Consider the following 12,543-nt stretch of genomic DNA (forward strand, 5'->3'; position numbering starts at 1 on the left):
CGTACGGCACTCGCAATGTTGCGTCCTGCGATCCGCCCGTCCTCCGCTACGGGCTGTTCAGTGCTTCCAGCACTGCTTTCGCCGTGGAGACACCGATGCCGGGCACCGATGTGATCTCGTCGACAGTCGCGTCCTTTATCCGGGCGACCGAACCGAAGTGGGTGACCAGCGCCGTCCGCCTCGCTTCGCCGAGTCCCTTCACCGAGTCCAGCGCCGACGCCGTCATCCGGCGCGAGCGCTTGCTGCGGTGGAAGGTGATCGCGAAGCGGTGCGCCTCGTCGCGCACGCGTTGCAGCAGGTAGAGCGCTTCGCTGTTGCGCGGCATGATCACCGGGTCGGGTTCGCCCGGCACCCACACCTCTTCGAGTCGCTTGGCCAGACCGATCACCGCGACATCGGTGATGCCGAGTTCGTCGAGCACCTCGGCAGCCGCGGCGACCTGCGGCGCGCCGCCGTCGACGACGTAGAGGTTCGGCGGGTACGCGAAGCGGCGCGGTTTGCCGGTGGCCGGGTCGACACCGGGACGCGAGGTCGGCTCGTCGGCCTCGTCGACCTCGACGTCGACGACCTGCTGCCGGTCACGGGCGAGCCGGGCGAAGCGGCGGCGGGTCACCTCGGCGATGCTGCCGACATCGTCGGAGCGGCCGTCACCGGCCGCCTCCTTGATCGCGTAGTGCCGGTAGTCGGACTTGCGGGCCAGGCCGTCCTCGAAAACCACCAGGGAGGCCACGACATCGGTGCCCTGGACATGGCTGATGTCGACGCACTCGATCCGCAGCGGCGCGCTGTCGAGGTCGAGGAAGTCCTGAATATCCTGCAGCGCTTGGGACCTGGAGGTCAGATCGCCCGCGCGCTTGAGTTTGTGCTGGGCCAGGGCCTCGCCCGCGTTGCGCTGTACGGTCTCGGCCAGCGCCTTCTTGTCGCCACGCTGCGGCACGCGCAGCGAGACGGCCGAGCCGCGCAGCCGGCTCAGCCAGTCCTGGATCTCGGCGGCGTCGGCGGGCAGTTCGGGGACCAGCACCTCGCGCGGAACGACCACCACGTCGCCGTCGGCGTTCTGGTCGGCCAGCGCGGCCTGCTCGCCGTAGAACTGGGTGAGGAACTGCTCGACCAGCGCCGCGAGTTCGGTGCCGGATTCGGCGACATCGAGCGCGTCACCGGACTTGTCGACCACCCAGCCGCGCTGGCCGCGCACGCGACCGTCGCGGACGTGGAAGATCTGCACGGCGGCTTCGAGTTCGTCGGCGGCGAAGGCGATCACGTCGGCGTCGGTGCCGCTGCCGAGGACGACGGCCTGCTTCTCCAGCGCACGGCGCAGTGCCTGCACATCGTCGCGCAGCCGGGCCGCGGTCTCGAAGTCGAGGTCGTCGGCCGCCTCGTGCATGCGCCGTTCCAGCGCGCGCACCATCTTGTCGGTCCGGCCGGAGAGGAAGTCGCAGAAGTCGTCGACGATCTGGCGGTGCTCGCCCGCGCTGACCCGGCCGACGCACGGCGCCGAGCACTTGTCGATGTAGCCGAGCAGGCAGGGCCGCCCGATCTGGTTGTGCCGCTTGAAGACTCCGTTGGAGCAGGTGCGCGCGGGAAACACCCGCAGCAGCAGGTCGAGGGTCTCGCGGATCGCCCAGGCGTGCGCGTAGGGACCGAAGTAACGGACGCCCTTCTTGCGCGCGCCGCGGTAGACGAACAGCCGCGGGTACTGCTCGTTCAACGTCACCGCGAGCACCGGGTAGGTCTTGTCGTCGCGGTAGCGGACGTTGAACCGCGGATCGAATTCCTTGATCCAGTTGTACTCGAGCTGCAGCGCCTCCACCTCGGTGGACACCACGGTCCACTCGACACTGGCGGCGGTGGTCACCATCTGCCTGGTCCGCGGGTGCAGCGAGTACACGTCGGCGAAGTAGGAGTTCAACCGGCTGCGCAGGCTCTTGGCCTTGCCGACGTAGATGACCCGCCCGTGCACGTCCCGGAACTTGTACACACCGGGTTCGACGGGAATGGTGCCCGGCGCCGGCCGGTACGTCGCGGGATCTGCCACCCATCCAGCCTAGCGAGCGCGTCCGACAGACCGGCACCGCCGACCGCGACCGCGCACCGCCGTGGGCGGGCCGGGAAAACCCGCTGTGTAGCGTGGGTGCCCGGACTCCGTGCCGGAAAGGACCATCGATGACCAACGCGCCCACCGCCCCCGCCGCGGACCTGTTCGACGACGAGGCGACCCCGGCCGGGGTGATGCCGGGCAGCGTGCGCGGCGCCCGGTTGATCGCCGGTGTCGCGACGCTGGTCGGCATCGTGCTGATCGCGGTGACCGTGGCACTCGGTACCGACGGCTCGCTCGGCACCCTGATCGCGGGCTATCTGCCGACGTTCGCGCTGGTCCCGCTGGTGGTGCTGTTCGGCAGCGGCGGCGACACGATCAGGAAGGCCGCGATCGGCGTCGCCGGGGTCGCGGGCCTGGTCTCGTGCACCGGGATCCTCACCGGACTGCCGCCGGGCGCGGTCGGCATCGTCGCCAACGGCGCGATCGTCGCCCTGCTGCTGCGTCCCACGGCCGCGGCCTGGTTCACCCGCGAGCGCTGAGCGAGCGCACGAGCGCTCCGGTTCCCGATCAGGCGGTCGCGGCGCCGTCGAGACGTATGCCGTGCGCGCTGACCGCCTCGATCAGGGCGCGCGGGCGGTCGGTGGTCGGCAGTGGTTCGACGAGGGCGAACCGGGCGCCGAGCGCGGCGGCCCCGCCGTCGGCCTCGGCGCTGTCGCCGATCATCAGTACCCGTCCGGGGTCGACGCCGAGGCGGTCGGTGGCGTCGCGGAAGATCGCGGCGCTCGGTTTGACGGCGCCGACCTCGTAGGACAGGGTCATCGCGCCGACCAGGCCGTCCCAGCCGTGTTTCGCGAAGGCGGGGCGGATGTCGAAGGCGATATTGCTGACGATGCCGATCGGAATGCCCTGGGCGGACAGGGATTCCAGCACGGTGCCGGTGTCGGGATACGGGGTCCACGCCAGTGGGTCGATGAGGCGGTCGTAGAGGCGGGCGGCCTGGGTGCCGGGGACGCCGGAGCCGCGCAGCACCTCGAGGTAGGCGTGCCGGTGCAGGGACGGGTCGAGATCGCGGTGGTCCCAGGCGTGCTGGCCCGCCGCGTCGAAAGTCATGAACTGTTCTACGGGGGCCGTCATCCGGCGCAGCACTTCGGCTTTCGCCGCGACGTCGAAGGGGGTGCCGTCGTCGTCGATCAGTTCGTCGGCCCAGGTCCGGTCGTCCTCGAGCCGGAAGACCGTGCCGGAGAAGTCGAACAGCACCGCGTCGATGTCCATATCGCCAGGGTAGCGAGGACGCGGCCGGTCGCCGGGCGGAAATTGTTTCGTCAACCGAACATTCGTGCCGCCGTCACCGAGAAATAATCGGCCGGGTTACCCCGCGCGGGGTTACGCTGCCAGGATGACGCCAAGGCGACAGACGTGGATCGGGGCCGCGGCGGCCGGAGTCCTCACGGTGGGTCTGCTGACGGGCTGCTCGTCCGACGGCACCGCGGCAGCCGAGTGCACGAGCACGCCGAACGGTACGCCCGTCTCGGCCGCTCCGGCGACGAACGCCCCGACCTCGCAGAACCTCGGTACCAACCCGGAGATCGCGTCGGGCTACCGCTCGGACATGACCGCGGTGCGCACCCGCACCTACGCGGTCTCCACCGCGAACCCGCTGGCCACCGAGGCCGCCTGCCGGGTGCTGCGGGCCGGCGGCACGGCCGCTGACGCGCTGGTCACCGCGCAGGCGGTGCTCGGGCTGGTCGAACCGCAGGCCTCCGGTATCGGTGGCGGCGCCTTCCTGGTGCACTACGACGCGAAGTCGCGCACCGTCGAGGCCTACGACGGCCGCGAGACCGCGCCCGCCGCGGCCACCGAGAACTACCTGCGCTGGGTCAGCGACACCGACCACAGCGAACCGGCCCCGAACACCCGCGCCAGCGGGCGCTCGATCGGTGTGCCCGGTGTGCTGCGGATGCTCGAACTCGCCCATCGCGAGCACGGGCTGACCGCGTGGAAGGAACTGTTCGACCCCGCGATCAGCCTGGCCGACAGCGGCTTCGAGATCAGCCCCCGGCTGGCGGGCCAGATCGCCGAATCGGCCGCGGATCTGGCCGCCGACGAGGGCGCCCGCGGGTACTTCCTCGAAGCCGACGGCTCGCCCAAGAAGTCCGGCACCGTCCTGACCAACCCGGCCCTGTCCAAGACCCTGGCCACGATCGCGGGTGACGGCGCGCAGGCGTTCTACAGCGGCGCCATCGCGCAGGACATCGTCGAGGCGGCGGGCAGCACCGCGGGCGGGCGCACGCCGAGCCTGCTGACCGCCAGTGATCTGGCCGGTTACCAGGCCAAGAAGCGCACCGCACTGTGCACCGGCTACCGCAAGTTCGAGCTGTGCGGCATGCCCGCGCCGTCCTCGGGCGGCAGCACCGTCGCCGCGACCCTCGGCATCCTGGCCAACTTCGACATCCCGTCGCTGCGCCCGCAGGAGCTCGACGCCAACGGCGGGCGGCCCGACGCCCAGGCGGTGCACCTGATCTCCGAGGCCGAGCGGCTCGCCTACGCCGATCGCAACAAGTACGTCGCCGACCCGGATTTCGTTCCGCTGCCGGGTAATTCAGTGCTGTCGCTGGTGCATCCGCAGTACCTGAAGCAGCGGTCGACGCTGATCGACCCGCAGCGCAGCATGGGTACCGCCAAGCCGGGCGACCTCGGTCCGGTCCCGCTGGGCAACGGCCCGCAGCCGCCCGAGCACGGCACCAGCCACATCTCCGTCGTCGACAAGTACGGCAACGCCGCCGCCATGACCACGACCGTCGAGTCGGCCTTCGGTTCGTTCCACCTCGTCGACGGCTTCGTGCTCAACAACCAGCTCACCGACTTCGCCGCCGACCCGCTCGACCCGGACGGCACCCCGGTCGCCAACCGCCTGCAGCCCGGCAAGCGCCCACGCAGCTCGATGGCCCCCACCCTGGTCTTCGACCGTGACGACGCGGGCAACCGCGGCGACCTCGCCCTCGTCACCGGCTCCCCCGGCGGCTCGGTGATCATCCAGTTCGTGGTGAAGACCCTGATCAACACCCTGGACTGGGGCCTCGACCCGCAGCAAGCGGTCTCCGGCGTCTCCTTCGGCGCGGGCAACACCCCGGTGACCGGCATCGGCGGCGAACACCCCGACATCGATGCCACCGACAACGGCGACCACGACCCCCTCGTCCAGCGCCTGCGCGCCATGGGCCACCAGGTCTCGGTAGCACCGCAATCGAGCGGCCTGAGCGCCCTGCAACGCGACGGCAAGGACGGCTGGATCGGCGGCGCCGACCCCCGCCGCGAAGGCGCCGTCCTCGGCGATACCCGCTAGCGCTGCACCCCCATCGGATACAGCTCGACCTCGGCCACCTGCACGGGCTCGGTCACCCGGAATCCGAACCGCTCGTAGAACGGCACATTCGACGCCCTGGTCGCCACCAGGAACGCGGGTGCGGTGCCGGTGTCCAGCCGCCGCCGGATCAGCTCGGCCGCGAACCCGCGGCCCTGCCGATCCGGGCGGGTGCCGATGGTCGCGAGATACAGGTGCGGCTCGTGCGGCCGGGTGCTGTCGATGCTGCGCAGCGCGGGCAGTGCCCTGGGCAGGCTCCGGCCGAGGGCACGCAGCAGGGTGATCCGCTTGGCGAGCGCCGATTCGACGCCGGGCGTCTCCCACATCGCGACGGCCGCGACGGTGCCGTCGTCGTCATGGGCGAGGTCGACCGCGCCGTGCCGCTGCCGGGAGGCGAGACGCGATTCCCACAGCAGCGGCAACGCTTTTCGGCGACGGGCCGGGTCCGGCCAGACGTAGCTCATCAACGGATCGTCGGCGAAGGCGGCGGCCAGGACCTGCGCGGGCGTCATGCCCGCGAGACTACCGACGCGGCTCAGTCCTGGGTGGTGGTGTACTTCGCGCCGAGTTCGCGGAGTCGCTCGATGGCGTCGGCGGCGTGGGCCTTGTCGTTGGCGCGGATCGCGAGCATGGGGACGTAGTCGTCGTCGGCGAGTTCGAGGCGGGCCCAGGACTTGCGGTCGGGGAAGGTCGCGCCGCGGACGTAGGACCAGGGGTATTCGTGGTCGCCGAGGATGTTGCGGACCGAGACGCCGGTGGCGCCCGCGCGCACCCGGGGGCGGGTGAGCAGCAGGACCGCGCCCGCGCCGAGGACACCGATCAGGATCATCGCGATCTGGTCGGCGAACCGGAAGTTCACGCCGGTCGAACCGGTGCGCAGCAGCAGCCCGCCGAAGGTGAAGAAGACCAGGATGACGATCGCGACGACCACCGAGGTCCGGATCGCCCGGCGCGGACGCACCTCGAACTCCCAGGCCGACTCCGGTTCGGGGGCACCCGAACCGCGCCGCCAGGTCCGCACCACCGGCACGGTCACGCCGATCGCAGCGCGCGCAAGGTGAGCGCGGCGTCGAGGGCGGCGGCGCAGGCCTGCTCGCCCTTGTCCTCCGCCGAACCGGGCAGCCCGGCGCGGTCGCGCGCCTGCTCCTCGTCGTTCGTGGTCAGCACGCCGTTGGTGACGGGGGTCGCCGCGTCCAGCGACACCCGGGTGAGGCCCGCGGTCACCGCGTCACACACGTACTCGAAATGCGGTGTGCCACCACGGATCACCACACCCAGCGCCACGACGGCGTCGTGCGTGCGGGCCAGTTCCTGGGCGACCACCGGCAGTTCCATCGCACCGGCGCAGCGCACCACGGTCACCTGCTCGACGCCGGCTTCCTTCGCGACGCGTTGCGCGTTGGCGACGAGGGTGTCGCAGATCTCGGTGTGCCAGCGCGAGGCGACGATGCCGAGTTTGACGTCTTTGGCCTGGGCCAGCGCGAAGGACGGGACACCCGTGCCGCTCATCGTTGCCGCCTTTCGGGAGTGTGCGTGGTGATCACTGCGCGGTTTCGCCCAGATCCAGGTCGTCCAGGCCGATCAGGTCGTGGCCCATCCGGTCCCGCTTGGTGCGCAGGTAGTGCAGGTTCTCGGCGTTGGCGCGCAGCGGCATCGGCACCCGCTCGGTGATCCGCAGGCCGTAGCCGTCGAGCCCGACGCGCTTGGCCGGGTTGTTGGTGAGCAGGCGCATCGACCGGATTCCCAGGTCGACCAGGATCTGCGCGCCGGTGCCGTAATCGCGCGCGTCGGCGGGCAGGCCGAGATCGAGATTGGCGTCGACGGTGTCGCGGCCGGTGTCCTGCAGCTGGTAGGCCTGCAGCTTGTGCATCAGGCCTATGCCACGGCCCTCGTGCCCGCGCATGTAGAGCACGACACCGCGGCCTTCCTGGTCGACCATCTCCAGCGCCGCGTCCAGCTGCGGACCGCAGTCGCAGCGCAGCGAACCGAAGACGTCGCCGGTCAGGCACTCGGAGTGCACCCGCACCAGCACGTCCTCGCCGTCGGAGATATCGCCGCGCACCAGCGCGACGTGCTCGGCCTCGTCGAAGATGCTCTGGTATCCGACCGCCTTGAAGTCGCCGTGCGCGGTCGGGATCCGCGCTTCGGCCACCCGCACGACGTGCTTCTCGTGCTTGCGCCGCCAGGCGATCATGTCGGCGATCGAGATCATCGCCAGGTCGTGTTCGTCGGCGAAGACCCGCAGCTCGTCGGTGCGGGCCATGTGGCCGTCGTCCTTCTGGCTGACGATCTCGCAGATCACGCCCGCCGGGCGCAGACCGGCCATCCGGGCCAGGTCGACCGCGGCCTCGGTGTGGCCGGGGCGGCGCAGCACGCCGCCGTCCTTGGCGCGCAGCGGCACCACGTGGCCCGGCCGGGTGAACTCGTCGGCCTTGGTCTGGGCGCTGGCCAGCAGGCGCATGGTGACCGCGCGGTCCGCGCCGGAGATCCCGGTGGTGATGCCCTCGCGCGCGTCGACCGAGACGGTGTAGGCGGTGCCGTGCTTGTCCTGGTTCATCGCGTAGGCGGGCGGCAGGCCGAGGCGGTCGCAGTCGTCGCCGGTCAGCGGCACGCAGATGTAGCCGGAGGTGTAGCGGATCATGAACGCGACCAGCTCCGGGGTGGCCTTCTCGGCCGCGAAGATGAGATCGCCCTCGTTCTCACGGTCCTCGTCGTCCACGACGACGACAGCCTTACCGGCCGCGATATCGGCGACCGCGCGCTCGATGCTGTCCAACCTGGTCACGTCTGCTTGCTCCGTATTCTTAGCGGCTGGCGCCGCGGGTTTTCTCGGCCTCGCGGCCTCGATTCTTCCCTCCCGCCGGGCACTCCTTCGTCGCATCCTCTGGTCGGTCCAGAATCGAGGCGGCCGGGAAACCGGGGGTTGGCATCGACTACTACATTACGGCGTGCGATCGGGAGTTCCGCCGACCGCGTCCCGTCTGCCGGGTCATCCGCGTTGGGCGAGTCGTTCAACGTACTTGGCGATCACGTCGACCTCGAGATTCACCGTGGCGCCGACCGGGGCGGTGCCCAGCACGGTCAGCGCCAGTGTGGTCGGGATCAGCGACACCTCGAACCAGTCGCGATGGCCGTCGGCGGCGGGCTCGTCGGCGATGCCGAGGCCCGAGACGGTGAGGGAGACGCCGTCGACGGTGATCGAGCCCTTCTCCACCACGTAGCGCGCGATCGCGTCGGGCAGCGAGATCCGTACGACCTCCCAATTCTCCGACGGGGTCCGCGAGAGCACGGTGCCGGTGCCGTCGACGTGGCCCTGGACGAGATGGCCGCCGAGGCGGCTGTCGAGCGCCGCGGCCCGCTCGAGGTTGACCCGGGACCCGGTCACCAGCGCGCCGATGCTCGACCGGTTCAGCGTCTCCGCCATGACGTCCACGGTGAAGCTGTCGCCGTCGACCACGTCGACCACGGTCAGGCAGACGCCGTTGACGGCGATCGAATCGCCGTGGCCGGCATCGGAAGTCACCAGCTTGCCGCGGATCGTCAACCGGGCGGCGTCGGCCAGCTGTTCGGTGGCGACGATCTCGCCCAGCTCTTCGACGATCCCTGTGAACATGCCTGCACTCCCTTGTCGCGTCATCCGTACCCGTTGGGCCCAACAAGCAGGTGCGTGGCCGCTATTCCCGGCGGTACCCGCTCGCCGCACAGCCTAGTGGCGGGGCGAGTGAGCCCCGACGAGTCGGGGTCGAATCGGACCGCGAGCACGATCGAGTCCGGGGAAACGAGCCCGGCGCATCGAACGGACGGCAAACAGAGATCGACATGACGCAACCCCACCGTTAATCATTCCGGCGGTAATCGTTCAATCGAATTTTCAGCGAACCGGTCGCGGCAATTCACTCGACGGCTCTAACCTGGCTTTACCCCGGAATTCCGAACTCGAAACACGATGATTCGAATGCTTGCGCCGATGACGCCATTGACGCAACATTGTTACGTCACCGATTCTTGCCGTTCAACTGATGATCATGGGCTGGTCGGCGGCGCATCCGACCTGCGGCGCAGCCGCGGGGAGTTCGACCCAGGGATAGTCCACCACTCCAGGAAGTCAGACAACACTGTGGGTCACAACAGGTTCGAAAGATGTGGGGGTGCTGCGTGAGCACATTGGTCGATTCCACGCTGGAAATTCGTTGCGTCCGTTATCGGCGGGAACTCCACCTGCCCGCGACGATAGATCCGGACTCCCGTCGCATTCTGCTCCAGATCGGCGCGCACTACGGCGCGGTCACCATGCCGGGTGATCTCGGCGAGCGGGTGCAGGCCCGGTTGCGCGGCGCCGCCATCGCGGGCCCGGTCGTCGACCATCCACGAGCCAGGCGCTGGACATTCCTGACCGGCCCGTGCCGCCCCGACACCCTGCTGACCGCTACCGCGTCCGCCGAGTTGTTCCGGCTCTACGCGACGGTCGCGTGCAACGGCAGCCAGATCGTGCTGCCCTCGCCCGATGACGAGCGCACCGGCTACCGCACCTGGGTGCAGGCACCGGAGGCCGCCGACAACCGGCCCCCGCTGCACGCCGTGATCGACGCGGCGCGGGCGCTGGGCACCCGCAAACTCCGCTCCCTCTAACCGAATTCGCGTGCTACAGCCAGGCCGACGTCGCCATGCTGCGCAATGTCTGCACGGCGGCGCCGGGATCGGCGGTGTTGTAGACGGCCGAGCCGGCGACGAAACAATCGATACCCGCCGCGGCGGCCTGTTCGATCGTGTCGGTATTGATGCCGCCGTCGATTTCCACGATGAGCCGCAGCTCACCCGCGTCGACGAGATTGCGCACGATCCGCGCCTTCTCCAGCACACTCGGGATGAACGACTGCCCGCCGAACCCGGGTTCCACACTCATCACGAGCAGGGTGTCGAAATCCTTCAGGATTTCCAGGTACGGCTCGATCGGGGTGTTCGGCTTCACCGAGAGCCCGGCCTTGGCGCCGGCGGCGCGGATATCGCGGGCCACCGCGATCGGGTCGTCGGTCGCCTCCGCGTGGAAGGTGACGTTGTAGGCGCCCGCCTCGGCGTAGCCCGGCGCCCAGCGGCCCGGGTCGTCGATCATCAGGTGGCAGTCGAACGGGATGTCGGTGGCCTTGAGCAGACTCTGCACGACGGGCAGGCCGAGTGTGAGGTTCGGCACGAAATGGCCGTCCATCACATCGACGTGGAGCCAGTCGGATCCTTCGACAGCGGCGGCCTCGGCGGCCAAATTCGCGAAGTCCGCAGACAGGATGGACGGGGCGATCATCGGCACGGCCGGGCGGGTGAACGTCGGTGTGGACACAGCGCGCAAGTGTAGCGACCAAATGGTGATTGCCCTGCCGGGATGTGGGTAGCCTCCGTAGGGTGACCAATTTTTCGGCGGAACAAGGGCTGTTCAGCGCCCCGGTGGAGATTCGCGTAGCAGCATCGCTGACCCAGCTGCCGATCCTGCGCGGACTGGCCGAAACCCTGGTCCTACTCAGCGATTTCACCCTCGACGAGGTCGCCGACGTGCGCCTGGCCGTGGACGAGGTCTGCTCGACACTCATCGCGATCGCCGCGCCCGATTCGGCGCTCACCTGCGAATTCGTCGTCGGTGACACCGAACTGCTGGTGCGCGTCGACGGCGTGGCCGCGGCCGAGGGCATGCCCGACCAGCGCAGCTTCGGCTGGCATGTACTGCGCACGCTCAGCGACGAGGTGAGCGCCGACCAGCAGGGCTTCGACGCGGCCGTGTCCGGTTTTCCGACGACGGTCCGATTCCGTCGGGTCCGGGGGAAGGCGTAGTGCACGGCGAAGACACCACCGAAGACCAGCAGCCCGACCAGGAAACCCGCGCCGACACCGTCACCGAACCGGAGAACCCTGCCGAGGACACCGTCGACGACACCGAGACCGAGGAGCCGGTCTCCGGTTACGACGACGTCAGCGCCCTGTTCGAGCGTCTCGCGGCGACCGCGCCCGGCAGCGTCGAGCACGCCGTGGCGCGCGACGCGCTGATCAACCGCTGCATTCCGCTGGCCGATCACATCGCCAGGAAGTTCAGCGGCCGCGGCGAACCGTTCGACGATCTGTCGCAGGTGGCGCGCGTCGGCCTGGTGCACGCGGTGGACCGGTTCGACCTGAGCCGCGGCTCGAACTTCCTGTCGTTCGCGGTGCCGACGATCATGGGCGAGGTCCGGCGCTACTTCCGCGACAACACCTGGGCGATGCGAGTTCCGCGCCGGGTCAAGGAGACCCACCTACGCATCGGGGCCGCGGTCGACCAGCTGTCGCAACGGCTGGGCCGCTCCCCCACCGCGAAGGAGATCGCGGCCGAGCTCGAGGTCGACCCCGACGAGGTGACCCAGGCGGTCATCGCGGGCAACGCGTATCAGCCGACCTCGATCGATGCCGCGTCGGTCGGCCGCGACAGCGACGCGTCGCTGCTCGACACCCTCGGCGAGGAGGAGTCGCAGTTCGACCGGGTCGAGGAATACATCGCGGTGCGCCCGCTGCTGGCCGGGCTGCCCGAACGCGAACGCCGCATCCTGACGATGCGCTTCTTCGAATCGATGACCCAGACCCAGATCGCCGCCCAGCTGGGGATCTCCCAGATGCATGTCTCGCGCATCCTCGCGAAAACCCTTGCTCGCCTGCGCGAATTGTCCGAGCGGGACTGAATCCCCGTCGCGCCGGGACAATGACGTCCCCTATGCGCCCTGCCGCTCGCGCCGCATCCGGGCGGGCGCCCGCAGCCACCAGGCACTGTCGATGAGTTCGGCGAGTTGTCCGGGATCGACCGCCGTGAGATCGATCAGGATGAACGGATGCCCGTCGTAGTGCGGTGTCGTGTAGAACACCGGGTCACCGGAGGCCAGCAGGGCTTCCTTCTCGGCCGGTTCACACAGCAGCGCCAGGCCGCCCTCGGCTTCGACTCGCAACCGCGCGAAGCCCTTGCCGCCGACTTTCAGTCCCGGAGTGCGCCACCAGGTGCCTTCCTCGACACCCGGTAGCGCCGTCGCCACCGCCACCACCTGTTCCCATGTCATCGCCATGGACCGATTCTGCGCCGCTGCGGGGCGGGACGATTGGACGAATGTCGCGTGTCTGCCCGTCGCCGGTCGAACTCCGA

At 69.7% G+C, this 12,543-nt stretch carries 14 protein-coding genes; 5 read left to right on the top strand and 9 right to left on the bottom strand.

Annotation, left to right across the window (positions count from 1 at the left end; translation table 11 throughout):
* Positions 1 to 46 precede the first annotated feature (46 nt).
* Positions 47 to 2,035 carry an excinuclease ABC subunit UvrC gene (uvrC, locus tag NV348_RS02400; RefSeq protein ID WP_447145485.1) on the bottom strand — a complete coding sequence of 663 codons (1,989 nt, stop codon included), beginning with the start codon at positions 2,033 to 2,035 and terminating at the stop codon, positions 47 to 49.
* Between the two features lie 128 nt (positions 2,036 to 2,163).
* Here uvrC and NV348_RS02405 point away from each other — a divergent pair, with 128 nt between their 5' ends.
* Positions 2,164 to 2,577 carry a hypothetical protein gene (locus NV348_RS02405; RefSeq protein ID WP_447145486.1) on the top strand — a complete coding sequence of 138 codons (414 nt, stop codon included), beginning with the start codon at positions 2,164 to 2,166 and terminating at the stop codon, positions 2,575 to 2,577.
* A 28-nt stretch (positions 2,578 to 2,605) separates the two neighbouring features.
* Here NV348_RS02405 and NV348_RS02410 read toward each other — a convergent pair whose 3' ends face one another.
* Positions 2,606 to 3,310 carry an HAD family hydrolase gene (locus NV348_RS02410; protein WP_447145487.1) on the bottom strand — a complete coding sequence of 235 codons (705 nt, stop codon included), beginning with the start codon at positions 3,308 to 3,310 and terminating at the stop codon, positions 2,606 to 2,608.
* Positions 3,311 to 3,434: 124 nt separating this feature from the next.
* Here NV348_RS02410 and NV348_RS02415 point away from each other — a divergent pair, with 124 nt between their 5' ends.
* Positions 3,435 to 5,381 (top strand): gamma-glutamyltransferase family protein, encoded by a 1,947-nt coding sequence (locus tag NV348_RS02415; RefSeq protein ID WP_447145488.1) that lies wholly within the window; start codon positions 3,435 to 3,437, stop codon positions 5,379 to 5,381.
* On the opposite strand, the gene NV348_RS02420 is transcribed toward NV348_RS02415, so the two are convergent.
* The 5 genes from NV348_RS02420 to NV348_RS02440 form a co-directional block, all read right to left on the bottom strand.
* Complete coding sequence (locus NV348_RS02420) at positions 5,378 to 5,911, bottom strand: GNAT family N-acetyltransferase (protein ID WP_447145489.1); 534 nt, start codon at positions 5,909 to 5,911, stop codon at positions 5,378 to 5,380. The two genes, NV348_RS02415 and NV348_RS02420, sit on opposite strands and share 4 nt — an antisense overlap.
* Before the next feature lie 23 nt (positions 5,912 to 5,934).
* Positions 5,935 to 6,435: a PH domain-containing protein gene (locus tag NV348_RS02425; RefSeq protein ID WP_447145490.1), complete on the bottom strand. Its 501-nt coding sequence runs from the start codon at positions 6,433 to 6,435 to the stop codon at positions 5,935 to 5,937.
* Positions 6,432 to 6,908, bottom strand: coding sequence for a 6,7-dimethyl-8-ribityllumazine synthase (gene ribH, locus NV348_RS02430; protein ID WP_355281318.1), 477 nt, complete (start codon positions 6,906 to 6,908; stop codon positions 6,432 to 6,434). The genes NV348_RS02425 and ribH overlap by 4 nt, the downstream gene beginning before the upstream one ends.
* Positions 6,909 to 6,939: 31 nt before the next feature.
* Positions 6,940 to 8,184: a bifunctional 3,4-dihydroxy-2-butanone-4-phosphate synthase/GTP cyclohydrolase II gene (locus tag NV348_RS02435; protein ID WP_447145491.1), complete on the bottom strand. Its 1,245-nt coding sequence runs from the start codon at positions 8,182 to 8,184 to the stop codon at positions 6,940 to 6,942.
* A 204-nt stretch (positions 8,185 to 8,388) separates the two neighbouring features.
* Complete coding sequence (locus tag NV348_RS02440) at positions 8,389 to 9,012, bottom strand: riboflavin synthase (RefSeq protein ID WP_447145492.1); 624 nt, start codon at positions 9,010 to 9,012, stop codon at positions 8,389 to 8,391.
* 542 nt (positions 9,013 to 9,554) lie between these two features.
* On the opposite strand from NV348_RS02440, the gene NV348_RS02445 reads away from it, so the two are divergent.
* Positions 9,555 to 10,028 (top strand): hypothetical protein, encoded by a 474-nt coding sequence (locus tag NV348_RS02445; protein WP_447145493.1) that lies wholly within the window; start codon positions 9,555 to 9,557, stop codon positions 10,026 to 10,028.
* Positions 10,029 to 10,041: 13 nt separating this feature from the next.
* Here NV348_RS02445 and rpe read toward each other — a convergent pair whose 3' ends face one another.
* Complete coding sequence (gene rpe / locus NV348_RS02450) at positions 10,042 to 10,695, bottom strand: ribulose-phosphate 3-epimerase (protein ID WP_447150908.1); 654 nt, start codon at positions 10,693 to 10,695, stop codon at positions 10,042 to 10,044.
* Positions 10,696 to 10,793: 98 nt separating this feature from the next.
* Between rpe and NV348_RS02455 the strand changes: the two genes are divergently transcribed.
* Together NV348_RS02455 and NV348_RS02460 are read left to right on the top strand one after the other, a co-directional pair.
* Entirely contained in the window at positions 10,794 to 11,216 is a 423-nt protein-coding gene (locus tag NV348_RS02455) for an ATP-binding protein (RefSeq protein WP_447145494.1), read from the top strand.
* The gene (locus NV348_RS02460; protein WP_447145495.1) at positions 11,216 to 12,091 is read left to right on the top strand and encodes an RNA polymerase sigma factor SigF; all 876 of its coding nucleotides are present in this window, start codon (positions 11,216 to 11,218) and stop codon (positions 12,089 to 12,091) included. The genes NV348_RS02455 and NV348_RS02460 overlap by 1 nt, the downstream gene beginning before the upstream one ends.
* Positions 12,092 to 12,121: 30 nt before the next feature.
* Here NV348_RS02460 and NV348_RS02465 read toward each other — a convergent pair whose 3' ends face one another.
* Positions 12,122 to 12,466 (bottom strand): MmcQ/YjbR family DNA-binding protein, encoded by a 345-nt coding sequence (locus NV348_RS02465; RefSeq protein WP_447145496.1) that lies wholly within the window; start codon positions 12,464 to 12,466, stop codon positions 12,122 to 12,124.
* Between the last annotated feature and the right edge of the window lie 77 nt (positions 12,467 to 12,543).

The organism is Nocardia fodinahabitans (assembly GCF_052983615.1).

Excerpts from the sequence above, each read along its gene's own strand:
- NV348_RS02410 (WP_447145487.1), bottom strand. The coding sequence starts at position 3,310 with ATGGACATCGACGCGGTGCTGTTCGACTTCTCCGGCACGGTCTTCCGG.
- rpe (WP_447150908.1), bottom strand. The coding sequence starts at position 10,695 with ATGATCGCCCCGTCCATCCTGTCTGCGGACTTCGCGAATTTGGCCGCC.
- NV348_RS02405 (WP_447145486.1), top strand. The coding sequence starts at position 2,164 with ATGACCAACGCGCCCACCGCCCCCGCCGCGGACCTGTTCGACGACGAG.
- ribH (WP_355281318.1), bottom strand. The coding sequence starts at position 6,908 with ATGAGCGGCACGGGTGTCCCGTCCTTCGCGCTGGCCCAGGCCAAAGAC.
- NV348_RS02440 (WP_447145492.1), bottom strand. The coding sequence starts at position 9,012 with ATGTTCACAGGGATCGTCGAAGAGCTGGGCGAGATCGTCGCCACCGAA.
- NV348_RS02415 (WP_447145488.1), top strand. The coding sequence starts at position 3,435 with ATGACGCCAAGGCGACAGACGTGGATCGGGGCCGCGGCGGCCGGAGTC.
- NV348_RS02420 (WP_447145489.1), bottom strand. The coding sequence starts at position 5,911 with ATGACGCCCGCGCAGGTCCTGGCCGCCGCCTTCGCCGACGATCCGTTG.
- NV348_RS02465 (WP_447145496.1), bottom strand. The coding sequence starts at position 12,466 with ATGGCGATGACATGGGAACAGGTGGTGGCGGTGGCGACGGCGCTACCG.